Annotated in this window: 18 protein-coding genes and 3 tRNA genes; 13 read left to right on the forward strand and 8 right to left on the reverse strand. The window is 42.0% G+C overall.

The annotated features are described in order from the left end of the window. The first annotated feature begins 1 nt into the window (after position 1). The 5 genes from DYH63_RS15320 to DYH63_RS15340 are packed head-to-tail and all read left to right on the forward strand — an operon-like array spanning position 2 to position 4,907. A complete protein-coding gene (locus tag DYH63_RS15320; RefSeq protein WP_116789623.1) occupies positions 2-1,363 on the forward strand; it encodes an HlyD family secretion protein in 1,362 nt (453 codons plus the stop codon). Between the two features lie 10 nt (positions 1,364-1,373). After that, a complete protein-coding gene (locus tag DYH63_RS15325; protein WP_240409021.1) occupies positions 1,374-2,774 on the forward strand; it encodes a TolC family protein in 1,401 nt (466 codons plus the stop codon). A 44-nt stretch (positions 2,775-2,818) separates the two neighbouring features. Next, positions 2,819-3,637 (forward strand): type I methionyl aminopeptidase, encoded by an 819-nt coding sequence (map, locus tag DYH63_RS15330; RefSeq protein ID WP_116789625.1) that lies wholly within the window; start codon positions 2,819-2,821, stop codon positions 3,635-3,637. A gap of 54 nt (positions 3,638-3,691) precedes the next feature. Further along, a complete protein-coding gene (locus DYH63_RS15335) occupies positions 3,692-4,081 on the forward strand; it encodes a GxxExxY protein (protein WP_116789626.1) in 390 nt (129 codons plus the stop codon). A 58-nt stretch (positions 4,082-4,139) separates the two neighbouring features. Then, positions 4,140-4,907, forward strand: coding sequence for a class I SAM-dependent methyltransferase (locus DYH63_RS15340; RefSeq protein WP_116789627.1), 768 nt, complete (start codon positions 4,140-4,142; stop codon positions 4,905-4,907). 75 nt (positions 4,908-4,982) lie between these two features. On the opposite strand, the gene DYH63_RS15345 is transcribed toward DYH63_RS15340, so the two are convergent. Next, on the reverse strand, positions 4,983-7,787 hold the full coding sequence (locus tag DYH63_RS15345; protein ID WP_116789628.1) for a M16 family metallopeptidase: 2,805 nt from the start codon (positions 7,785-7,787) through the stop codon (positions 4,983-4,985). Positions 7,788-7,948: 161 nt separating this feature from the next. Here DYH63_RS15345 and DYH63_RS15350 point away from each other — a divergent pair, with 161 nt between their 5' ends. The 3 genes from DYH63_RS15350 to pruA all read left to right on the forward strand — a co-directional run bounded on the left by DYH63_RS15350 (position 7,949) and on the right by pruA (position 11,581). Then, positions 7,949-9,211: a type IX secretion system plug protein gene (locus tag DYH63_RS15350; protein WP_116789629.1), complete on the forward strand. Its 1,263-nt coding sequence runs from the start codon at positions 7,949-7,951 to the stop codon at positions 9,209-9,211. A 104-nt stretch (positions 9,212-9,315) separates the two neighbouring features. Continuing rightward, a complete protein-coding gene (apaG, locus tag DYH63_RS15355; RefSeq protein WP_116789630.1) occupies positions 9,316-9,702 on the forward strand; it encodes a Co2+/Mg2+ efflux facilitator ApaG/CorD in 387 nt (128 codons plus the stop codon). Positions 9,703-9,955: 253 nt separating this feature from the next. Beyond that, the gene (pruA, locus tag DYH63_RS15360) at positions 9,956-11,581 is read left to right on the forward strand and encodes an L-glutamate gamma-semialdehyde dehydrogenase (protein ID WP_116789631.1); all 1,626 of its coding nucleotides are present in this window, start codon (positions 9,956-9,958) and stop codon (positions 11,579-11,581) included. A gap of 284 nt (positions 11,582-11,865) precedes the next feature. Here pruA and DYH63_RS21805 read toward each other — a convergent pair whose 3' ends face one another. From DYH63_RS21805 to mutS, 5 genes are all read right to left on the reverse strand, one after another. Then, positions 11,866-12,915: a GNAT family N-acetyltransferase gene (locus DYH63_RS21805; protein WP_116789632.1), complete on the reverse strand. Its 1,050-nt coding sequence runs from the start codon at positions 12,913-12,915 to the stop codon at positions 11,866-11,868. Between the two features lie 127 nt (positions 12,916-13,042). Further along, a tRNA-Gly gene (locus tag DYH63_RS15370) sits at positions 13,043-13,115 on the reverse strand. Between the two features lie 39 nt (positions 13,116-13,154). Beyond that, positions 13,155-13,240 (reverse strand) — tRNA-Leu (locus DYH63_RS15375). A 17-nt stretch (positions 13,241-13,257) separates the two neighbouring features. Further along, a tRNA-Gly gene (locus DYH63_RS15380) sits at positions 13,258-13,330 on the reverse strand. A 316-nt stretch (positions 13,331-13,646) separates the two neighbouring features. Continuing rightward, entirely contained in the window at positions 13,647-16,214 is a 2,568-nt protein-coding gene (mutS, locus tag DYH63_RS15385; protein WP_116790864.1) for a DNA mismatch repair protein MutS, read from the reverse strand. 339 nt (positions 16,215-16,553) lie between these two features. Between mutS and DYH63_RS15390 the strand changes: the two genes are divergently transcribed. From DYH63_RS15390 to DYH63_RS15410, 5 genes are all read left to right on the forward strand, one after another. Next, positions 16,554-17,855: a hypothetical protein gene (locus DYH63_RS15390; protein WP_116789633.1), complete on the forward strand. Its 1,302-nt coding sequence runs from the start codon at positions 16,554-16,556 to the stop codon at positions 17,853-17,855. Positions 17,856-18,003: 148 nt separating this feature from the next. Then, positions 18,004-18,459, forward strand: a complete 456-nt coding sequence (locus tag DYH63_RS15395; protein WP_116789634.1) for a hypothetical protein — start codon at positions 18,004-18,006, stop codon at positions 18,457-18,459. A 143-nt stretch (positions 18,460-18,602) separates the two neighbouring features. Then, a complete protein-coding gene (locus DYH63_RS15400; RefSeq protein WP_116789635.1) occupies positions 18,603-19,142 on the forward strand; it encodes an RNA methyltransferase in 540 nt (179 codons plus the stop codon). A 34-nt stretch (positions 19,143-19,176) separates the two neighbouring features. After that, entirely contained in the window at positions 19,177-21,279 is a 2,103-nt protein-coding gene (locus tag DYH63_RS15405) for an Ig-like domain-containing protein (RefSeq protein WP_116789636.1), read from the forward strand. 15 nt (positions 21,280-21,294) lie between these two features. Continuing rightward, on the forward strand, positions 21,295-21,669 hold the full coding sequence (locus DYH63_RS15410; protein ID WP_116789637.1) for a cupin domain-containing protein: 375 nt from the start codon (positions 21,295-21,297) through the stop codon (positions 21,667-21,669). Positions 21,670-21,683: 14 nt separating this feature from the next. Here DYH63_RS15410 and DYH63_RS15415 read toward each other — a convergent pair whose 3' ends face one another. Together DYH63_RS15415 and DYH63_RS15420 are read right to left on the reverse strand one after the other, a co-directional pair. Further along, positions 21,684-22,133, reverse strand: coding sequence for a GNAT family N-acetyltransferase (locus DYH63_RS15415; RefSeq protein WP_116789638.1), 450 nt, complete (start codon positions 22,131-22,133; stop codon positions 21,684-21,686). Next, positions 22,114-23,358, reverse strand: a complete 1,245-nt coding sequence (locus DYH63_RS15420; protein ID WP_116789639.1) for a 3-deoxy-D-manno-octulosonic acid transferase — start codon at positions 23,356-23,358, stop codon at positions 22,114-22,116. The genes DYH63_RS15415 and DYH63_RS15420 overlap by 20 nt, the downstream gene beginning before the upstream one ends. Positions 23,359-23,361: the final 3 nt, after the last annotated feature.

Here is a 23,361-nt window from a genome sequence, read left to right on the forward strand (position 1 = left end):
CATGCTAAACATAACAGAAAAAAATAACATAGCACTCGATGGCAAAAAGTTCAGCACCATGCGTGAGCTTGATAACAGGCCACATTATAAAACACTAAAAAAGATAATTATCCTTTTTTGTATTGTCATGGTTTTAGTATTGTTCCTGCCGTGGACACAAAACATTAAAGGCGGCGGTAATGTAACCACGCTTAAGCCAGACCAGCGTCCGCAAACCATACACAGTGTTATAGGTGGTCGTATAGAAAAATGGTATGTAAAAGAAGGCGACTTTGTAAACAAAGGCGATACCATCCTCTTTATATCTGAAATAAAAGAAGATTACCTTGACCCTAACCTTGTAGAAAATACCGGACAACAGGTAAATGCCAAGCGTATGGCTCTGGAATCTTACGATGGTAAGGTAGGCGCGCTCGAAACACAAATAGGCTCCCTTCAAAAAGAGCAGGGTTTAAAGCGGGAACAGGCCGAAAATAAAATAAAGCAGGCTGTTCTTAAAGTAAAAAGCGACAGTATGGATCTTGCTGCGGTGCGCACACAGCTTCGCATAGCAGAAACGCAGTTTAACCGTGCCGTAAACCTGAACAAAGAAGGCCTTAAGCCACTAACGGATGTAGAAGAGAAGCGCCTGAAACTACAGGAATCTGAAGCAAAAATAATTACTCAGGAAAACAAGCTCCTGGCTGCAAAAAACGACCTTTTAAATGCAAAGGTTGAGATAAACAGGCTTTCTGCAGAATATGCCGAAAAGATATCAAAGGCAAATAGTGATAAATATACCGCCCTTAGCAGCCAGTATGATACCGAAGCGCAGGTAAACAAACTGCAAAACCAGTATGTAAACTACAGCATAAGAAACGGATTGTATTACATAAAAGCTCCGCAAAGCGGCTACGTAAATAAAGCCATACAGGCAGGACTTGGTGAAACCATTAAAGAAGGCACACCCATTGTAAGCATTATGCCGTCCGGCTATGAGATTGCGGTAGAAACGTATGTGGAGCCGGTAGACCTGCCGCTTATACACCGTGGCGAAAAAATAAGGGTATGGTTTGACGGATGGCCTACCATAGTGTTTAGCGGATGGCCCGGCATTAGCTACGGTACCTTTGGCGGACGTGTGGTAGCCATTGAAAACTTTATAAGCCCTAACGGCAAATACCGCATACTGGTAGCCCCGGATAAAGACGAACAGGAATGGCCAAAGCAACTGAGTATAGGTGCAGGTGCACAAACCGTAGCATTACTAAATACAGTACCGGTATGGTATGAAATATGGCGTACGCTAAATGGTTTCCCTCCTAATTATTACCAGCCAAAAGGCGCTGACGGCGCAAAAGATAAAGCTAAAGACAAAAAATAAGAGAGACAAGATGGCAAAACTAAGGATATTAATGAGCACACTTGCCCTGATTTTTACAGGGCTGTTTGCCCATGCCCAGGATTTTGACAAAGAGGTGCTCACTTTTGATGAATATCTGGGGTATGTAAAAAAATACCACCCGCTGGTAAAACAAGCCAATATGGAACTGAGCCGTGCACAGGCATTGCTCTTACAGGCACGTGGGGCTTTCGACCCTAAAATTGAGGTAGATTATGATGAGAAGCAGTTTAAGGGCACAGAATATTATTCTGTACTTAACAGCAGCTTTAAAATACCTACCTGGTATGGCATTGAAATAAAAGCAGCTTTTGATAATAGCGAAGGGTATTATCTTAACCCGCAAAACACTACACCAAATTCGGGTTTAACTTCATTGGGTATTACCGTGCCTTTAGGGCAGGGGCTTTTTATTAACCAGCGCATGGCCGACATACGCACTGCAAAACTACAACAGCAAATAAGCGCAGCAGACAGGAGGCTAAAAGCCATTGCTGTGCTGTATGATGCTTCGGCAGCTTACTTTAACTGGCTAAAGAGTTACCAGGAAGCAGAGATGTACACAAACTATCTTAATTATGCAGAAACGCGATATAAAGGGATATTGAAACTAATAGAGCAGGGCGACAAACCGGCAATAGACAGTGTAGAATCTGGTATTACCATAAAAAGCAGAAAGCTGAGCGTTGTAGATGCACGCCTTAAGCTAACCAAAGCCCGCCTGGAGTTGAGTAACTATATGTGGATAGACAATGTACCGGTAGAGCCTGCCGAGGGGCTAAAGCCTGAAGCTGCATTATCGGGTACGATAGATAATTCGCTGCAAACAAATATGCTTACAGAAACAGATAGCTTGCTGGCATCGCACCCAAAAATACAATCGCTTGAAGGTAAGCTTTCTATATTGGATGTAGAGCGAAAACTAAAGGCTAATATGTTATTACCTAAGCTAAATGTAGGCTACCACTACCTTAGCGAGCCGTCTTACATAGACAATTACCGGTTTGAAGATTACAAGATAGGTGTAAACTTCTCCCTTCCCATCTTCCTGAGAAAAGAGCGTGGTGCGTTAAAGCTTGCCAAGATTAAGATACAGGACAGCCGTTTTCAGCTGGACCAGGAACGCCTGCAACTAAAAAACAAAATAGACGGGCAGCGTGCTGAGATCAATTCGGTTAAGGAGCAACGGGAAATTATTACGGCCCTTGTGGGCGATTATTCAACCATGCTAAAGAGCGAAGAAAGGTTGTTTTCGTTTGGCGAAAGCTCATTCTTCCTTATCAACACCCGGGAGAATAATCTTATCAGCGCAAAGCTTCAGCAAATAAGCCTTGAGAACCGCTATTTCTTCAGCAAGGCCGACCTTTTCAAAATACTGGCAAACCCAGACTAAAGTCATATAAATTAGTTACTTTTGTGGGCTGAAAATTTCATGAGATGATTATCCCTAAAACACGTGAGGAAATAGAACTTATGCGCGAAAGCGCCCTTATTGTTTCTAAAACCCTTGGCATGATTGCCACCGAAATAAAGCCGGGTGTTACTACCCTGCACCTTGATAAATTAGCTGAAGAATTTATTCGCGACCACGGCGCCCTTCCCGGGTTTAAAGGTCTTTACGGCTGCCCGAGTACGCTGCTTACCAGTGTAAACGAGCAGGTGGTACACGGCCTGCCTACACACCGCCCCATTGAAGAGGGCGATATTGTATCGGTAGACTGTGGTGCGCTTAAAAACGAATATTATGGCGACCATGCCTATACGTTTGAAATAGGCGACGTGGCACCTGACACCAAAAAACTTTTGCAGATTACTAAAGAGTCTCTTTATATAGGTATCCGCGAGTTTAAAGCCGGTAACCGTGTAGAAGATGTGGGCAGCGCCATTCAGCGCTATACCGAAGCACAGGGTTATGGCGTAGTGCGTGAGCTTGTAGGCCATGGCCTTGGCAAAAAAATGCACGAAGAGCCTAATATGCCTAACTACGGCAAACGCGGCCGCGGCAAGATGTTTGTTGAAGGTATGGTTGTAGCCATTGAACCCATGATTAACATGGGTACTAAAAATGTACGCACCCTTAAAGATAACTGGACCATTGCCACCCGCGATGGTAAGCCAAGTGCTCACTTTGAACATGATGTAGCCTTAGTAGACGGAAAGCCGGAACTACTGAGCACCTTTGCATATATTTACAAGGCATTGGGTATTGTGAGCGATGAGGAGGATGAGTTTAGGAAAGTGCCGTTAGTGGTTTAAGTTTTTTATTTCACAAAGTATCGCAAAGCAGGCGCAAAGTAGCACAAAGTTTTTATGGATGTTAATACTTTATCGAATAGAGTAATTGGACTTGCTTTAGAAGTGCACACTCAATTAGGCCCCGGCTTACTTGAATCTGCATATTGTGAATGTCTGGCATACGAGCTATATAACCATGGATACAAAGTAGAGGTTCAAAAACCACTACCGATTGTTTATAAAGAAATAAAACTTGAACATGGCTACAGACTTGACCTACTCGTAGAAGACAGACTCGTTTTAGAACTCAAGACAGTAGAATGTTTTACTGATGTACATTTTGCACAGATACTAACTTATTTAAGACTGGGGAATTATCCTCTTGGTCTACTAATAAATTTTCATACAAAAAGCCTTAAAGACGGCATCAAACGGTTTATCAATCAAAAAGCAACAAATATCTAAATCTAATCCTTTGCGGAACTTTGCGCCTGCTTTGCGATACTTTGTGTAATAACCCTCAATGAAGAAGCTATTTAAATTCATACTCAACACCATACCCCGCCCACTACTCATCCGTTTGAGTTATGTGGCGCGCCCAGTGCTGGCTTTTGCCCTTAAGGGCAACACGTATACTGACCCGATAGACGGGCGCAGTTTTAAGAACTTTTTGCCGTATGGCTACGGGCATCAGCGCAACAATGTGCTTTCGCCCAGTACGCTTTCGCTGGAAAGGCACAGGCTGCTATGGCTGTACCTTAAGAATGAAACCAACTTTTTTACGGCTCCTAAAAAGGTATTGCACTTTGCTCCTGAACAGGCTTTTTACAAGCTATTCCGTGGGATGAAAAACCTTGATTACACTACAACCGACCTTTACTCTCCCCTGGCAGATGTAAAGGCTGATATATGTAACCTGCCATTTAAAGACAATGAGTACGACCTGATATTGTGTAACCACGTATTAGAACACATACCAGACGATACTAAAGCCATGCAGGAACTGTACCGCGTACTAAAACCGGGCGGTATGGCTATACTGCAAATACCACAGGACCTGAACCGCGCCACTACTTTTGAAGACAACACGATAACCGATCCTAAAGAGCGCGCCCGCATTTTTGGACAGTACGACCACGTACGTGTTTATGGCCGTGATTATTTTGATAAGCTGCGCAGCATAGGCTTCCGCGTTGTGGAAGAAGATTATACCAAAAAGATAAACGCTGCCGATGTAGAACGCTATTGCTTAGCAAAAGGAGAGATTATTCCGGTTTGTTTTAAAGACTAAAAAATACAAAAAGTCATAAACTAAAAAGCCCCGGCAGATTACTGTCGGGGCTTTCTCTATTTAAAGTGGATACAATTACTTGGTTTCTTCAGGCATCAGCATACCGATAACCTTATCTTTAGTAAGATATTTTTTGGCTACCTCCTGTATGTCTTTTGCAGTAAGCGCATTTACCTTTTGCTCTACCGCCAGGATATTTTCTACGTTAGCACCGTTGTTGTAAGCCTGGGTAAAGTTATCCATCCAGAAGTTATTTTCGCGGATGTTCTTTTTATATTCCAATAGCTCCGCTTCCTTAAATTTAGAAAGGTCGGTTGCAGTAGGGCCATTGTCTACGATCTTCTGAATTTCGCGCAATGCAGATGCCGTTAGCTTTTCAGCATTTTCAGGCCCGCACGGAAAAGACACATTAAAGTTATATGCAGGATAAGGCACTTTGCTCATAGAACCGTATGCACCAATACCGTACACACCACTTTCGTTTTCGCGAAGCTCCTCAACAAGCTTAATACTTAGTATTTCGCCAAGAGCACTAAGGGCAGAAGCCTCTTTCTCGCTATACGGTGTTTCGCCATAGTACATAATACGTACAGAGCTTTTAGGCTCTGTACCTTTATTCACTACTTTTTTAAAGTCGCCTTTTGGTATGCGGTAGCCGGTATCTACAATCTTTTCTCTTTTGTCAGATGCTGGAAGTGATGCAATATATTTGGCTGCATACTCCTCCATTTTCTTGTCGTCAATATTCCCTACAAAGTAGAAATCAAAGTCGGCGGCATTAGCAAAACGCTCTTTATACTTATTAAAAGCAAGCTGGTAATCTGTTTTATCCCAGCTTTCTTTAGTAGGCACCAAACCATTAAAGCGTGGATTCTCTTTGTTAAGAAACGCCGAAAACTCCTGCATAAAATAATAGTTAGGCTCGCTCATCAGGTTGTCATAAAATGCAGACTGCTTTTGTTTGTAAGCCGTGTAAGCATCCGTATCATAATTAAGGTCGGTAAAATAAGCATACGCCATCTGGAACATATACTCCATATCTTTTGGCGTAGCGCTACCCCTAAGTCCTTCAGAAATACTGTATACATAAGGATTTACGTTAGCCAGTTTGCCGGTCATGAATTTATTGATGTCGTTTATCTTGGCACCGCTAAAGCCTGCTTCATATACTGCTCCATTAGCCCACTGCGTTTTTTTGTAGTCGTCATTACTATACATATTACTGCCTCCATGACTTACAGCCTCCATAAGAATTTCGTCGTTCTTAAAATCAGTTTTCTTATAGGTTACTTTAGCACCATTACTTAATGTAAGCGTAGTAGTACCCAGCTTAGCATTGGTTTCTTTTTTAACCACACTGCCGGGTTTTACCTCGTTGCGAAGCAGGCCACTAATAACCGCAGCATCGTTATATGCAGTAAGATCATCCCCGGTACTGTTTAGTATGGCAAGCACCTCTTGCTCTGTAGGCTTTTTAAGACCGTCTTTTTCAGGGCCTGTAAGAATAACCACACGGCTGTCATCCCTTATATACTCTTTTATAAGGCCATTTACATCTGTAAGGCTTATACCCGGTAATTCTTTTTGCAGCCTTTCATATTCCCATGCAATACCCGGCGAAGCCTCTTTAGTAAGGAAATGTTGCTGATAGCCATATACAAAATTTTCAGACTCTGTTTTGTCGCGGTCATTGTATTGGCTTTCTATCTGCGCCAGAAACTGGGTTTTGGCACGATCAAGCTCACTTTGCGTAAACCCGAATTTTTTAACCCTTAGGTTTTCCTCAACCAATGTCTTAAGGGCATCAAGCTGTTTACTGTCCTGTGTCATGGCATATGACTGGTAGGCCTCTTTAGGGCGCACCCAGCTGCGGCCGTGGTAGCTATAGCCAAAGGTGTATGGTGGTGTGGGTGTATGTGTAAGCTCTTCGAGCCTGTTGTTTAGCATGGTACTAAAAAGCCCTTCGCTAAGATAATGCCTAAAGTCGCCCAGGGTAACGTTTGGTTTCGGCAGCCCTTTATCTTTATACATCAATTGCACGTCTGATGATGAGGCTTCTTTATCTGTTTCGATAGCTACAAAAGTCTCAGCGTGGTTAGGCAGGTCAAAACTACCGCGCGGACGTTCTTTCTTAGGATTCTTGTACGATTCAAAATGATCTTTGATCTTTTTTTCCATAGCAGCTACATCAATGTCGCCTACTACAATAACTGCCATAAGGTCTGGCCTGTACCAGTCTTTATAAAATCGGGTAAGCACATCGTACTTAAAGTTTTCAAGGATATTCTTCTTACCTATCGGCATCCTGTCGGCATAGTGTGATTTGTACAGCATCTTAGGCATGTAGCGTTTTTCCATACGGTCGCTGGCGCCAAGCCCCAAGCGGTATTCTTCAAGCACTACACCACGCTCTTTATCAACCTCTTCCGGCGTTAGCACCGCATTAAAAGCCCAATCTTCAATAATCTGGAAACCTTTCTCCAGTTTTTCAGGATTATCAGACGGGATAGGCAGGAAATATACCGTTTCGTCAAAACTGGTATATGCGTTAAGGTGTTGCCCAAATTTTACCCCAATGCTTTGCAGGTAATCTACCAGCTTGTTCTTAGGAAAACGTTTGGTGCCATTAAAGTTCATGTGCTCCATAAAGTGGGCAAGGCCCTGCTGGTCGTCATCTTCGAGTACCGAACCGGCGTTTACCACAAGGCGAAGGTCGACTTTGTTTTCGGGCTTGCTGTTCTTACGAATGTAATACGTAAGGCCGTTTTTAAGTTTACCTGTCTTAACATTAGGATCGAAAGGGATGGGACTGTTCAGGTCCTGAGCCGTGACATAAATAGGCGCGGCAACCAGGAACATCCATAAGGAAAAATGTTTCATGATTGATTGAAATTAGAAATTGGTTGATAGTAAAACTACAAATTTTAAGTTTTATTTTACTGTTAAATAATTAAATATCATTACCTGTATTATTGGCATTACTATTGCATTACAGTATTTTTAGTATCTTTACACTTGACGATTAAAAAAACAAACATATAATGATGCAGCCCCTTTACCGGCTCGTTGCCCTTGCCTTACTGCTTCCGCTTTTTACCAATGCACAAGTGCAGCAGGAAGTGGCTCCGCCTTATAATATTAAAACTGTTTCTTTTATTCAGAACAACGAAAATGTATTCCCCTACTTTAGGCTGGGCGATACCTTTACGCTGGCATTTGACGACCTGTTTGGTAACGAGGCCAACTATTACTACTCACTGCAACATTGTAATTATGACTGGACACCCAGCACCCAGCTTAGCGTGAACGACTATGTGCAGGGTTTTGATAACCAACGCATACAAACCTATAACAACTCATTCAACACGCTACAAATATACAGCCGCTATACGCTGAGTTTCCCTAATCAGTTTACCCGCATACTACTATCCGGAAACTACATTTTAAACATACTTAATGATGATCGCGAAGTGGTTTTTAGCCGTAGGATGATTATTTACCAGGAGCAGGTAGGTGTGCCGGTTCAGGTAAAACGCGCCCGCGATGTTGAGAACATACAGGAAAAACACAACCTTGATTTTTCTATTAAAAGCGAATCAATATTGTTCCAGAGTCCGTTGCAAAACGTAAAGGTGGCATTATTCCAGAACGGACGTTTTGACAATGCTATTTACAACATTAAAGCACAGTACACCATAGGCAACGACCTGATTTATAAATACAATAAGGAAACCCAGTTTTATGCGGGTAACGAATACTGGTATTTTGAAAATAAAGATATAAGAAATGCTGTAAACAATGTAGCCCGCGTTACCGCAGGAGAAATTTACAACTCTATACTGTATACCAATGATGCACGCGCTAACAAGCCTTACACTTACTACCCCGACGTTAATGGTAACTTTGTAACAAAGAACATTAACAACAGCGTAAGTGACCAGACTTTGGAATCTGACTACAGCTGGGTGTTTTTTAAACTGAGCGCACCGGCACTTTTTGATAAGAAACCAATATATGTGGGCGGTATGTTTAATAACTATGTAAAGACCGACGAGTATAAGCTGGATTATGTAGAGAAAACAAATACCTACGAAAAAGCTATAATGATAAAGCAGGGTTTTACAAACTATATGTACATCACTACAACCAAGGACGGATCTGTAGACGGGAAGAATGCCGTAGACGGTAACTTTTACCAGACAGAAGACCAGTATGATATTTTTGTGTACTACCGCCAAAACAATGAGCGCTACGACCGCGTTATAGGCCGTGGATCGGCAAATTCGCAAAATATTATAAACTAGGAAACGAAGAGTTAAAATTTAGTTTGATTTAATTTAATGCTACGGTTGTAAACCTCAATTGCTTAAATTTGTATTTTTACAACACAACACCTTATATTTTGTATATGGTATCACAAATAACAAGAGGCATAAAAATATCTGTATCTACCAGTTTTGAAGGCACGTACTTTAAAAACTACAGGATACAATTTGCTTTTAGCTATGAGATTACCATAGAGAACCAAAGCAAAGATTCGGTACAGTTAAATTCCCGCCACTGGGAAATTTACGACTCCCTTAACGACCTTGAAATTGTAGATGGCGAAGGTGTAATAGGTAAAAAACCTGTGCTTAAGCCCGGCGAAAAACACACCTATAGTTCAGGCTGCCTGTTATCATCTCCCTTTGGGGCCATGAGAGGTCATTTTAGCATGGTAAACTTTACCACAACACGTGCGTTTAAGGTTATAGTACCTACCTTTAGGCTGAGTGCTCCTTTTGCACTCAATTAATTTTTTTTGCAAAGTCATACAAAGAAGACACCAGGTCTCTAAAAGGTTTTTCCTGATTCAGTATACAAATAAAATATGCTTAGAACCTTAAGCAGTCAAGCCTGTATATTATGTAAACTTTGTGAACCTTTGTCCTTCTTGGCGAAACTTTGCGAAATAGTATTCTGCAACAGCTTGTTCAAATTTCTTTGTACCTTTGTGCTGCAAATTATTTTTGCCATTCAAACAAGTGAGAACGAAAAACTAAAACAACATGCCTAAAGGAATTTACAACGTGCCTGTGGCCGTAAATGAACCGGTAAAAAGCTACGCACCCGGCAGCAAAGAACGCGAACAGGTGCTTACTGCGTTTAAAGAATTGTACAGTACTTCTGTTGACGTGCCTTTATACATTGGTGCAGAAGAAATACGCACCGGTAAGACCAAAACCATCAACCCTCCTTTCGACCATAAAAAAACCGTGGGTATTTACCACGAAGCAGAAAAACAACAAATAGAGCAGGCGATAGCCACAGCACTTGAGGCCCGTAAAAAATGGGCAGCGCTGGGCTGGGAGCACCGCGCAGGGATATTCCTTAAAGCTGCCGAATTGCTTGCAGGGCCTTTCCGTGCCAAAATAAATGCAGCAACCATGATAGCCCAGGCAAAAACTGTGCACCAGGCAGAGATTGACGCAGCATGTGAGTTCATCGATTTCCTGAGGTTTAATGTGCAGTTTATGCAACAGATATATGGTGAGCAGCCTATATCTTCTGAAGGGATATGGAATCGCCTGGAGTACCGCCCGCTGGAAGGTTTTGTATATGCCATTACCCCTTTTAACTTTACAGCAATTTCCGGCAACCTGCCTGCCGCACCTGCCCTTATGGGCAACGTTGTGGTATGGAAACCAAGCGCAAGCCAGGTATACAGCGCACAGGTAATCATGGAAGTGTTTAAACTTGCGGGACTGCCTGCAGGTGTAATAAACATGGTACATGGCGACCCGGTAATGATTACTGACACCCTTGTATCAAGCCCTGACTTTGCCGGTATACACTACACAGGTTCTACGCACGTATTTAATGATCTTTGGTCTAAAATAGGGCAAAACGTACCTAAATATAAAACATATCCACGCATAGTGGGCGAAACCGGCGGTAAAGACTTTGTGGTTGCACACCCAAGCAGTATTCCTGCAGAGGTAGCTACAGCACTAAGCCGTGGCGCTTTTGAGTACCAGGGGCAAAAATGTTCAGCTGCATCTCGTGCTTATATCCCGCAAAGCATCTGGCCACAGGTTAAAGAACTTTTAGTTAAAGATATCGCATCGTTTAAAATGGGTTCGCCGGAAGATACTACCAACTTTGTTTCGGCAGTAATACATGAGGGCTCTTTTGACAAGCTTGCGAAATACATTGATACAGCTAAAGCATCTGCCGATGCCGAAATTATTGCCGGTGGTGGTTACGATAAATCTGTTGGCTGGTTTATAGAGCCTACCGTTATTGTAACAACAAACCCTAAATACGAAACCCTTACTACCGAGCTTTTCGGCCCGGTACTAACTATATATGTTTATGAAGATGCCCAGTGGGCAGAAACGCTTAAGCTTGTAGACGAAACATCACCATACGCCCTTACAGGCGCTATATTCAGCCAGGATCGCTATGCGGTAGAAGAAGCTACTAAAGCACTTGAAAACGCAGCGGGCAACTTCTACATTAACGACAAGCCTACCGGTGCCGTTGTAGGCCAGCAGCCATTTGGTGGCGCGCGTGCTTCGGGCACTAATGACAAGGCAGGATCTGTACTTAACCTTTACCGTTGGGTATCGCCGCGTACTATCAAAGAAACGTTTGTACCACCTGTAGATTATAGGTATCCTTTCTTAGGGTAACCATTTACAAGTATAAATAACAGAAGCACGGATCATTTTATGGTTCGTGCTTTTTTCTTTGCTCAATTATTAAACAACTGCTACGTCTTAGCAACTGCGTAATTAAATACGCATTTAGAATATTACTTTCGACACATAAATAAACGCGTAACAAAAAACCCGAAATCCATTAAATAAAAAAAGGAGCAGAACATTAGTCCTCACCCCTTAATTGTTTGTTTCCCCAGAGCAGCAAAAGTATTATAACAAAGGGGAATAAAGTATTAACGTAAAGTTAAAAACAGTTATAACTTTTTACGCATCATCAGGTCGGTTTGCTCATCATTGCCTACTTTAAAAATATGCGTATCAAAAGCCACAAAACCATTTTTTTGATAGAACTTTATAGCCCTGATGTTCTCTTCCCACACGCCCAGCCATAACGATGTTTTATTACCAGCCAGCGCTACTTCCAGGGCTTTGTTATACAACAACTGCCCTACTTTTTTACCGTGGTATGCACTCTTAACATAAATACGCTCAATTTCTACCGAAGTACTTTCCTGAAGTTCGGTCTGCGCGCTACCAAAATTCAGTTTTAAATAGCCAACCATAACATTACCTTCACGGGCTATAAAAAAGAACGACTCAGGATTGCTTAACTCAGCAGTAATTTTCTCTTTGCCAAAGCTCCGCTCCAGATAGGCATTCATTTCTGCTTCATCATTCCGTTCTGAAAAAGTTTCAGAAAAGGTTTCCCTGCCAATTTGCCTTACGGCATCAACATCTGCTAAAGTAGCCTTTACAATTTCTATACTATCCATACCTTTTATGTAATCTACTTTCTTAATGGCGTAAATAAAATTCAGTTTTGGCGCTTCGCCAAAATAAGTTACCGTTTCTTCACCGGTTTTTATAGCACCCAGTCTTTCAATAGCCATTTGCGAACGTACATTTACCGCACCTACCTGAAAATATACCGTTGCAACAAATGTAAAGGCATAATCAAGCATGAGCCGCTTAACTGACGGATTAATACCACTACCCCAGCATTTTGTGTCATAAAAGGTATAGCCTATCATGATACTGCTATCAGCTACATCATGATTATAAAAACGTGTGCTGCCTATAACCTCATCCGTTTGTTTATCTATAATTTTAAAGGCACCTTTACTCTCTATCGCGCCCTGAAAGAAAACCTCAAATACATCTCTCTTCCAACGGTCTTTGTTAGGATGCTGCTCCCATATTGCAGGATCTGAAGCCACCCTGTAAAGCGCCTCAAAATCTGATTCTTCTAAGGGTTTAAGGATTACGCTGTCGTTTTCTAAAACAGGCTGTATAGTAAAACTCATGATGATTATTTAACTGATGAAGTACAAATTTATGGCTTAACCGGGACTTATAGAAATTGCCTGATAAAATTTGCAAGAAGTATAAAAACAAAAAAGCCTCAACTTTCGTTAAGGCTTTCAATTTCTGAGCGAAAAACGGGATTCGAACCCGCGACCTCCACCTTGGCAAGGTGGCGCTCTACCAACTGAGCTATTTTCGCAGTAAAAAACCTTTCCTTTCGGCAAGGTTTTATTTTTTGTACTCAAGGCGGGACTTGAACCCGCACGGGCATTACTGCCCACTGGATTTTAAGTCCAGCGTGTCTACCAATTCCACCACTCAAGCATAACAGGTAGTAACCGAGCGAAAAACGGGATTCGAACCCGCGACCTCCACCTTGGCAAGGTGGCGCTCTACCAACTGAGCTATTTTCGCATTATTTCAAAAAACCACTACTGTCATTGCCAGTAATTCGGTTGCAAATATACACAGGTTTTTGATACCTGCAAGGGTTTACAGCATAAAAAAATCCATTAAAACATAATCTATTGATAACGTTTACTTTGAAAATAGAGTTTTTAACAAAGTTACCTCTACGAATCATTCCGGACCATAACAGCATTGAGATTCCTCCTATCGTCGGAATGACATACGCGCCTTCATCTGAGCGCAGCCCAGCATAGTCGAAGGATCTATAAGATGCTTCCTAGTAAAATAGGAATGACAGAACAAAAAATCGCCGATCAAGAAATCAACGACCCAGCATCCTTTTTATTTCGTTTAGCTTCATCAGGGCTTCTACAGGAGTTAGCGTGTTGATGTCGAGGTTTATTATCTCCTGTTTTATTTCTTCGAGCAACGGGTCATCAAGGTTAAAAAAGCTGAGCTGCAATTCGTCTTTTGCCTGTGCTTTAATATTTGACAAAGCTTCGCCGCTGTGGTCTTTTTCCAGCTTCTTTAATAGCTTTTGCGCTTTTTGTATCACCGTTTGCGGCATACCCGCCATCTTGGCTACGTGTATACCAAAACTATGCGCACTGCCACCCTTAACCAGCTTGCGGATAAAAAGCACATTGTCTTTTAATTCTTTTACACTTACATTAAAATTCTGGATACGGTCAAAAATATCCTGCATTTCATTCAGCTCGTGGTAGTGGGTAGCAAACAGCGTTTTTGGCTGTGCGGGGTGCTCGTGCAAAAATTCGGCTATGGCCCAGGCAATAGAAATACCATCATAAGTACTGGTACCTCGCCCTATCTCGTCAAGCAATATCAGGCTGCGGTCGCTCAGGTTGTTAAGAATACTGGCCGTTTCGTTCATCTCAACCATAAACGTAGACTCCCCCATACTGATGTTATCACTCGCCCCTACCCTGGTAAAAATTTTATCTACAATGCCCATACGCACACTTTCGGCAGGCACAAAGCTCCCCATCTGCGCAAGCAGCACTATAAGCGCCGTCTGGCGAAGGATAGCACTCTTACCACTCATGTTGGGCCCTGTTATCATTATTATCTGCTGAGCACTTCTGTCGAGGAACACATCATTGGTAATGTAGGGTGTACCCACGGGTAGTTGTTTCTCAATAACGGGGTGGCGGCCTTCTTTAATTTCCAGCTCAAAGCTGTCATCTATTTCGGGCTGCACATATTTATTTTCGATGGCTAACTGCGCAAAACCGGTAAGGCAGTCCATTTGCGCCACAAGCCCGGCATTAAGCTGCACCGGTTTTATATAGGTAGATATCCAAACTACAAGCTGTTCGAAAAGCTGCGATTCTAAAGCATGTATCTTTTCCTCGGCACCTAATATTTTGGTTTCATATTCTTTAAGCTCTTCGGTAATGTAGCGCTCGGCATTTACAAGCGTTTGCTTGCGTATCCATTCTGCCGGCACCTTATCTTTATGCGTGTTGCGTACCTCTATATAATACCCAAACACGTTATTAAACGATATTTTAAGCGATGATATACCTGTAGCCTCACTCTCACGCCTTTCTATCCCTTCAAGATACTCCTTACCACTGTAAGCTATGGCACGCAGCTCATCCAGCTCCGGATGAATACCGTGAGCTATGGCGTTACCCTTATTAATGGCAACAGGCGCTTCAGGATGTAGTGTAGTTTTAATTTTTTCACGCAGCAGGTCGCAGGCGTGCAGGCTATCGCCAATGGCTTTCAGCGCATCATTATCACTCTCCAGTGCCAGCTGCTTTATAGGCACTATGGCATCAAGCGAATCTTTAAGGTAAATTACCTCACGGGGGCTTACCTTACCTGTAGCTATTTTAGAGATTAACCTTTCAAGGTCGCTTATTTGTTTTATCTGTGTTTGTATGCGGCTTAGTATGCTCTTATTGTTCTTAAGATAAGCCACTACCTCATGGCGGGCACGCACCTTATTTGCATCTTTAAGCGGCAGTGCAAGCCATCTTTTTAGCAAGCGGCTCCCCATAGGGCTAAGTGTGCGGTCTATAACATCGAGCAATGTAACCGCATTTGGGTTAGTGCTGTGGTATAGCTCCAGGTTACGGATGGTAAAACGGTCCATCCACACATAGGCATCTTCTGCAATACGCTGAATGCTGGTTATGTGTTGTACTTTGTTATGCTGGGTTTCGCCAAGATAATACAGTACCGCACCGCTGGCTATTACACCTTCGGCCAGTTCTTCTATACCAAAACCTTTTAGTGAGTTTGTACCAAAATGCCCTGTAAGGCTATCAAAGGCATAATCTTCTTTATACACCCAGTCCTCCAGATAGAAGGTGTGATGGTTTTCGCCAAAGGCTTGTTTAAAGGTATTTTTTTCATTCTTTGCAACAAGCACTTCGCTCGGGCTAAAGTTTTGCAACAGTTTATCGATATACTCTTCATTGCCCTGCGCGGTAAGAAATTCGCCTGTAGACACATCAAGAAACGACACACCTATTGTCTTACGACCAAAGTATACTGAAGCTAAAAAGTTGTTGCTCTTACTGTGCAACACCTCATCATTCATAGACACACCCGGCGTTACCAGCTCTGTAACGCCACGCTTTACAATGGTCTTGGTCATCTTGGGGTCTTCCAGCTGGTCGCATATCGCTACGCGTAGCCCGGCCTTAACCAGTTTAGGCAAATAGGTATTAAGCGAATGGTGCGGAAACCCGGCAAGTGCCGTTTCTGTTTCGCTGCCTGCTCCGCGTTTGGTAAGCACAATGCCTAAAATTCCGGCAGCGCGAATGGCATCCTCTCCAAAAGTTTCATAAAAATCGCCAACGCGAAACAGCAGGCAGGCATCAGGATATTTCGCCTTGATGGCATTGTACTGCTTCATTAACGGGGTTTCTTTCTGTATTTTTTCTTTTGTGGCTGCCAAGGCTAAACTGTTTATTTATGTAGTGGGCGAATTTATCAAAAAAAGCCCAAACGCCCGTTTATGGCAAGCGTGATAATATAAAAGATTATCAACAACTCACATTACTTTTAGACTAACAGAGAGAATAAAAGTTATTCCGTCTGCTAAAAACATCTGGCTACAATGCTCTTGAAAGATTTCACTCACAACCTTAATACAAACACCCCATAGTGAACAACTACAAATACCACTGCTTTATAAAATATAATTGTACATTTAACCCCGCATTTATTTAACCAATAACACCAACCAATTTGTATGAAAAAGACCGTAATGGCCGCATTTATTATAATGTCATTATTTTACCATTATAAAACCTTTGCACAAATAACCGTAAGAGAAACCAGCATTCAGGAGAAAGCGGTTTACAAACCTAAAACTTTTGACAGCCTTTCTAATTTTACCCAACAAAAAGATTTAATAAGCTACAAACAATACATTGGGTATAAATTGTATTTCATCCCGAATTCTAAAAAATACAAAAGCCAGCAAAAATATACAGATACGCTTATAAATTTTCTTTTCAATAAAAAGGAAACTGTTTTAATAAAGCCCGGAAAAATACCCTTTGACGACATATACCTTAGTGCTGTTTACAAAGACCCAAAAGTAAAAAAAGCACACAAAGAGCAATATCAAAGAGAGAAAGACAAATATGACGCAGCTGTTGATAAAGAAACCACGAATGCATACAGCCCATATTTCATAAATGAAAGCATAGATAAGGCAACTGGTAAGATTAAGGGTAAAATAGGTACAGACCCTAAAACGGTATCTGGTAAGTATTTCACAATTTTAGATATACAAGCCCAGAAATATGGCGAGAAACAATACTCTAAATTAGAATCGCTTGAAGATTTAGACTGGAGGGCATCGTTGCAGGTTGTTTTAAAAAATGACCAGACTAAAGACACTCTTTACTGGCAGATAGACCAGGCACGAAATATAGCAAACTATCCTTTTATGATTGTACCCTATTTTTCCAAGCAAAAACAATTGTACCTGGACAAAAAACTTGTAGCCACAAAAAATTTTAGCACACCTGTTATTGATGTAAACACTGCGCAGCCAGTAACCATAAAAAACGGAGACATATATACTTGTACCGATATTAGCTTTGCAGATATCGAAAAATCAAAATATCTCGCGCCCATGTATTTCCTTAAAAATGACAAAGGCAACGAGATATGTTTTGTTTTGGGATCTTTTGAAAATGAAGCATTTATTACTGAAGAAATCTTTTTAAAGCGTGAAGCTGAAAAAAAGAAGCTTGATGAGCAACGTAAAAAGGAAAAGCTGGAAGAAGAAAAGAGACACGCACAGGAACAACTTGCTTTTAAAAACGAATGCATTAAAAAGTTTGGGGTTAAAATGGGCACACTGGTTAATGAGGGCAATGTGGCTCTGGGCATGACGAAAGACATGTGCATATATGCCTGGGGTAACCCGATTGATGTTAACACGATACAATCTACCGGAAGGACGACTGAACAATGGGTGTATAACTGGGATACATACTTATATTTTGAGAATGGGACATTAAAAATTATCCAGAATTAATCACATATCTATTTAAAGAAATTGCTTATTTTGATTTAAATATATCACTACCAAAACACAATGAAGACATTCGCAATCTTTTCACACACCTTTTGTTAACATTGGCATTCTTTTTGTATTTTTGGCTTAATCATAAAAAATTAAGAATATGAAAAAACTTTTGTTAGCTGCCCTGCTTATGACAGGAATAAGCACTTTTGCACAGCAACTTACCAAAGCTGGTATTGACCAACCAAGGAAAGAAAAAGTAACAGTAGAAACCAGGGTAAAAAAACTTACCGATGAATTAAAACTTGACCAAAAGCAGCAACTTAAAGTTACAACGCTTTTAACTGATCAGGAAAAAACAAGAGAAGACATTAAGGAAAGAACTAAAGCAGCCGGTACCGATTTAGCAGCTAAGGCAGCATTGCGCAACGAAATGAAAGAACAGGGTACTTTGCTTAAATCAAAAATGAAAGAGATACTTACCCCAGATCAGTTTACTAAATGGGAAGCCTCTACAAAACCACAAAGGCGTTTACCCGCAAGTGCAGGCGCATTAAAAGAAGATGGCCCACAAATAAATGAAACAGATAAAAAAGTACTTAAGCCTACAAACTAATCTTACAGTATTTTATAATATAAAAAGCCGCCGAAAAATGTTTTTTGGCGGCTTTTTTTAATTCCACACATCAAAATAGCCACTGCTTTTACTCATGTTAGCACGGATATTTTTTTCGCTTTACCTTTGCAAAAAGCGACACAATGAGAAAACTGGAAAACAGCGAACTGGGACGGAAGAATACGGAAGAATTTAAAGACGCCGAAAAAACCCCTCTTATACTTATATTAGATGACATAAGAAGCCTGCACAACATAGGCTCGGTATTTCGTACGGCAGATTCTTTTTTGCTCGAAAAAATATACCTCTGCGGTATAACTGCCACTCCGCCTAACAAGGAAATTCACAAAACTGCCCTCGGAGCCACCGAAACTGTAGCGTGGGAACATTACAAAAACACAACAGATGTAATTACTGCCTTACAACAGCAAGGCATAGAAGTATATGCTGCAGAACAGGCAGAAGGCGCTGTTTTCCTACAGGACTTTACCCCTCAGAACGGTAAAAAATACGCCTTAGTATTTGGAAATGAAGTGAAAGGCGTTTCACAGGAAGCCATAAATCTTTGCAATGGCGTTATAGAAATACCCCAACTGGGAACTAAACATTCCCTCAACATTTCGGTTAGCGCCGGCATAGTAGTATGGGACATTTTCCAGAAGCTACATTACCATAAAAATTAATAATCTCGTAAATATATTTTTATATTTTTACGAAATGAAGAAACCTATATCGTTTTACCTGCAGGCATACATAATTTTTGTATTGTCTGCACTCCCTATATATGCTCAGTCTACAGCCGCACCCACACTCGCTGCCACCGGAAACCAGGTATATTGCCCCGGCACTCCCATTAACATCGTTACAGCATTTGGCATAACACCACCGGCAGGAGGGCCTACCGGGGCACAGGCGGTATACATACAAATTTCTTCAGGGTATGTAAACGGCCAGGATCGCCTTACTTTAAACGGCACCATACCAAACATAACATCTGCGTGGAACGCCACATCAGGAAAACTTACCATAAATAGCACTAACGGGCTTGATGTGCCTTACAATACACTCGAAGCCGCAGTACAAAATGTAGTATACAACAGTAGTAATGCAACACCAACAGGAACACGTACCTTTTCGATAACCATAGGCGAGGCAAACTACCTGCCCAGCACCCAGCATTATTACAGGTTTGTATCTTCATTAAACATAAGCTGGCAGGCAGCAAAAGCAGCAGCCGCAGCCGATACTTACTACGGCCTTACCGGCTACCTGGCAACCTTAACCAGTGCCGAAGAAGCACAACTTTGTGGCGAACAGGCCACAGGCACAGGCTGGATAGGCGGCACAGACGAAGATGTTGAAGGCGTATGGAAATGGGCTACCGGACCCGAAGCAGGCACAGTATTCTGGAACGGTGGGGCTAATGGCAGTACTCCAAATTTTGCATTTTGGAATACCGGCGAACCTAACAACTCTAACAATGAAGATTACGCACATATTACCGCTCCGGGGGTGGGCATTTTAGGTTCATGGAACGATTTACCAAACGTAGGAAGTACGGGAGATTTTGTTCCTAAGGGCTATATTGTAGAATATGGCGGTATGCCCGGCGATCCTGTTTTAAACATTTCTGCCAGCACCAAAATATCAATCAACAAAATAACCTCTATAACCACACCTACAGCGGTTTGTGGTACCGGAACCGCTACACTCAGCGCACAATCTGACGGAACGGCGGTTTATTGGTATGATGCCGCAACAGGAGGCAACCTATTAGCAACAGGCAACAGCTACACTACACCTGTAATTTCGCAGCCTACTACATACTATGCTTCTGCTTACGATGCAACCTGTACCACAGCAACGCGTACACCTATTGTAGCAAATGTAACCGCATTACCCACAGTTACGGTAACAAATGCCACTGTTAATGCCTGTGGCAGCGAAACACCTGTACTAGAAGCAACAGCCAGCAACGGCACCATAAACTGGTACACCAGCGCCACGGCAGCAACGCCAATAGGTTCAGGAAGCCCCTTTACTGCTCCTGCTGTAACAGGCACAACTACTTTTTATGCCGAAGCCCTTTTCAACGGTTGCCCATCTGCCACGCGGGAGGCTGTTACCGTAAACCATTATGAAAATCCGATATTACCGGAGACTACTACCACAATAAATTTTTGCGAAGGTACTGATGCCACACTTGATGCCACAATGGCAAATGTAACCTACCTTTGGTCTACCGGCGAGACAACAGCAAGTATTAAAGTAGTTACCGGAGGTACCTATACCGTAGACGTTACTAACCCTGCAACCTGTAGTGCCACCCGTACTTTTGAGGTTACCATGAAGGACTCCCCCGTAATTAACGACGTACTGGTAGATACAGACAGGGCAACGGTAGTGATGAAAAACAACGACCCCGAAAATTACGAGTTCTCTATAGACGGCGGCCCTTACCAGACATCTCCTGTGTTTGACAACTTAATTAGCGGCAGGCACCTTATTATGGCGCAGTCAATAAACGGATGTGGTGAGTATCCGTTTGTGGTGGTAATCTACCTTATCCCTAAATACTTTACACCAAATGGCGACAATACTAACGACTTTTTTACCCTTGCAGGGATGAGCGCATTGCCTCAGGCTACCGTTAAGATATTTGACCGCTACGGCAAATTGCTTACGGTACTTAACCGCTATAAACGCGAGTGGGACGGTACTTTTAACGGCAATCCGTTGCCGGCAAGCGATTATTGGTATGTAATTAAAATAGATAATGAAACCCCTGAAATAAGGGGACACTTCGCTATGATGCGATAGTTTAATACAAAGATTTTGACAGACACAACGCTTATAAAAGCCGTAAGGCTTATAAATACCCCCGATGGGAAATGTACTTTTGAATACGGCAGCATGGCCAATACCGTATTTATAGAAGCTAAAGGATTTTTTGCCCAAACCTATATAGAAGAATATCAAAAGGTAGCACACCCTGCCCCACGCCGGCAATATGTGGTAACGCTTAGCGGTACACTACGTTTTAAAGTAAGCAATGGCGATGCCTTTATTATAAAACCGGGCATTTTGCTTATTGCAGAAGATACTGAGGGCGAAGGCCACACCTGGGAGCTTATTGAAGGCGAACGCTGGGAGCGTATTTACATTGTACTTGCCGATGGCGCCGACGACCATTTTATTGCAGATAATTAGACCTCAAAACCTAATTACGGAATTAGCTTCATCAGCCCGCGTTTGTGCTCTTTAAAATTCTTAGACAGGTATAGTTTTTTAGCTCCTTCATTGTGCGGTTCTATTTCCAGGTAAACAACTTTTATTGAGAGCGCTTTGGCAGCTTCAGCAATAAAATTGAGCGCCTGCTTTGCAATACCCTGCCCACGCATAGTTTCAGACACAAAAAGTTCGTCCAGAAATGCAATGCGTCCGGCATATTCAAAACTGAACACAAAGGTCAATATTATATAACCAACAGGGTTTCCATCGGCAATAATTACCCAGCCTTTACCCAAACTTTCGTTCTCTATAAATTCGAAAAAAAGTCCTTTACTAACCACAGCATCCATAGGATACCCATCTATAGCATAAAACTGCTCCATCATGCTGACAACTGCCGGGGCATCGGCAGCTTCAAAAGGTTTAAATACGGGCTGTATCATTCTGAATATGGTTAATTATAATATTTATAGCACCACGGTTATTTCGCACAAAAGCACCGGCTATCAGGCCTTTTTCCTGCCTGTAGGCATCATTATATACTAAGTTACTAAGAGCCTCCTCCATTTCAGGCTTATCACTTACAGCAATAACGCCACCATCTTCAACCAGTGCAATAGCCTCGGGAAATTTAGTATGATTAGGCCCAATAATAATAGGCACACCAAAAGCAGCAGGCTCCAGTATATTGTGCAGACCAGATGAACCAAAGCCACCACCTACATAAGCCACATCGGCATAGCTGTATATTTTACCTAAAAGCCCAATGGTATTTACGATAAGTACATCGTATTCAGCCAGGTTTTCCCCATCCTTTTCGGTATAGAAAATCACGTTGCGTTTTATGTTCTTTTGCAGGTCAGCCATATGGCTTTCGCCAAAGGTATGCGGTGCAATAATGAATTTGGTATTAACAGCACTGTTTATAAAATCGGTAAACATACTCTCATCCTTTGGCCAGGAACTCCCAAAAACAACTGTTGTTTTGCCATCAATAAATTCTTCTATAAACGGCAGTTTATTATCCTGTTCTAAAATACGGCTCACGCGGTCGTATCGTGTATCGCCACTCACCGTTACATTAGTAAAGCCAATGGTAGCGAGCAGTGTTTTAGAACTCTCATACTGCACAAAAAAGTGTTTAAACACCTTAAAAGCATTGCGATAAGTACTGCCATACCATTTAAAGAACGCCTGATTTGGCCGAAAAAGGCCTGAAATGAGATAGGTTTTTGTATTGTATTTCTTGAGCTCGTTAAGGTAATTTGGCCAAAATTCATATTTTATAAAAAAGGCCATATCAGGGTGTGCGAGCTGTATAAACTTTTTGGCATTGCTCAATGTATCAAGCGGCAGGTATACTACCACATCGGCAGCCTTGGTATTCTTTCGGATCTCATAGCCCGACGGCGAAAAAAAAGTAAGCAGTATTTTATGTGCCGGGTATAGTTCGCGCATCTTTTCCATGATAGGCAAACCCTGTTCATACTCTCCAAGCGATGCAGCATGAAACCAGATCACTTTATCAGTAGCGTTTATTTTTTGTGCCAGTGTAGTAAAAACGTCTTTCCTGCCGGTTACAAAAAGTTTCATTTTGTGGTTAAAAAGCGCCACTATTTTAAGGAGGTATCCGGCAATGTGGGTAAGCAGGCTGTATACGAAAAGCATAGG

This window comes from Flavobacterium psychrotrophum (assembly GCF_003403075.1).
GTDB classification, from domain to species: Bacteria; Bacteroidota; Bacteroidia; order Flavobacteriales; family Flavobacteriaceae; genus Flavobacterium; species Flavobacterium psychrotrophum.

Excerpts from the sequence above, each read along its gene's own strand:
- DYH63_RS15320 (WP_116789623.1), top strand. The coding sequence starts at position 2 with ATGCTAAACATAACAGAAAAAAATAACATAGCACTCGATGGCAAAAAG.
- DYH63_RS15325 (WP_240409021.1), top strand. The coding sequence starts at position 1,374 with ATGGCAAAACTAAGGATATTAATGAGCACACTTGCCCTGATTTTTACA.
- map (WP_116789625.1), top strand. The coding sequence starts at position 2,819 with ATGATTATCCCTAAAACACGTGAGGAAATAGAACTTATGCGCGAAAGC.
- DYH63_RS15335 (WP_116789626.1), top strand. The coding sequence starts at position 3,692 with ATGGATGTTAATACTTTATCGAATAGAGTAATTGGACTTGCTTTAGAA.
- DYH63_RS15340 (WP_116789627.1), top strand. The coding sequence starts at position 4,140 with ATGAAGAAGCTATTTAAATTCATACTCAACACCATACCCCGCCCACTA.
- DYH63_RS15345 (WP_116789628.1), bottom strand. The coding sequence starts at position 7,787 with ATGAAACATTTTTCCTTATGGATGTTCCTGGTTGCCGCGCCTATTTAT.
- DYH63_RS15350 (WP_116789629.1), top strand. The coding sequence starts at position 7,949 with ATGATGCAGCCCCTTTACCGGCTCGTTGCCCTTGCCTTACTGCTTCCG.
- apaG (WP_116789630.1), top strand. The coding sequence starts at position 9,316 with ATGGTATCACAAATAACAAGAGGCATAAAAATATCTGTATCTACCAGT.
- pruA (WP_116789631.1), top strand. The coding sequence starts at position 9,956 with ATGCCTAAAGGAATTTACAACGTGCCTGTGGCCGTAAATGAACCGGTA.
- DYH63_RS21805 (WP_116789632.1), bottom strand. The coding sequence starts at position 12,915 with ATGAGTTTTACTATACAGCCTGTTTTAGAAAACGACAGCGTAATCCTT.
- mutS (WP_116790864.1), bottom strand. The coding sequence starts at position 16,214 with ATGAAGCAGTACAATGCCATCAAGGCGAAATATCCTGATGCCTGCCTG.
- DYH63_RS15390 (WP_116789633.1), top strand. The coding sequence starts at position 16,554 with ATGAAAAAGACCGTAATGGCCGCATTTATTATAATGTCATTATTTTAC.
- DYH63_RS15395 (WP_116789634.1), top strand. The coding sequence starts at position 18,004 with ATGAAAAAACTTTTGTTAGCTGCCCTGCTTATGACAGGAATAAGCACT.
- DYH63_RS15400 (WP_116789635.1), top strand. The coding sequence starts at position 18,603 with ATGAGAAAACTGGAAAACAGCGAACTGGGACGGAAGAATACGGAAGAA.
- DYH63_RS15405 (WP_116789636.1), top strand. The coding sequence starts at position 19,177 with ATGAAGAAACCTATATCGTTTTACCTGCAGGCATACATAATTTTTGTA.
- DYH63_RS15415 (WP_116789638.1), bottom strand. The coding sequence starts at position 22,133 with ATGATACAGCCCGTATTTAAACCTTTTGAAGCTGCCGATGCCCCGGCA.
- DYH63_RS15420 (WP_116789639.1), bottom strand. The coding sequence starts at position 23,358 with ATGCTTTTCGTATACAGCCTGCTTACCCACATTGCCGGATACCTCCTT.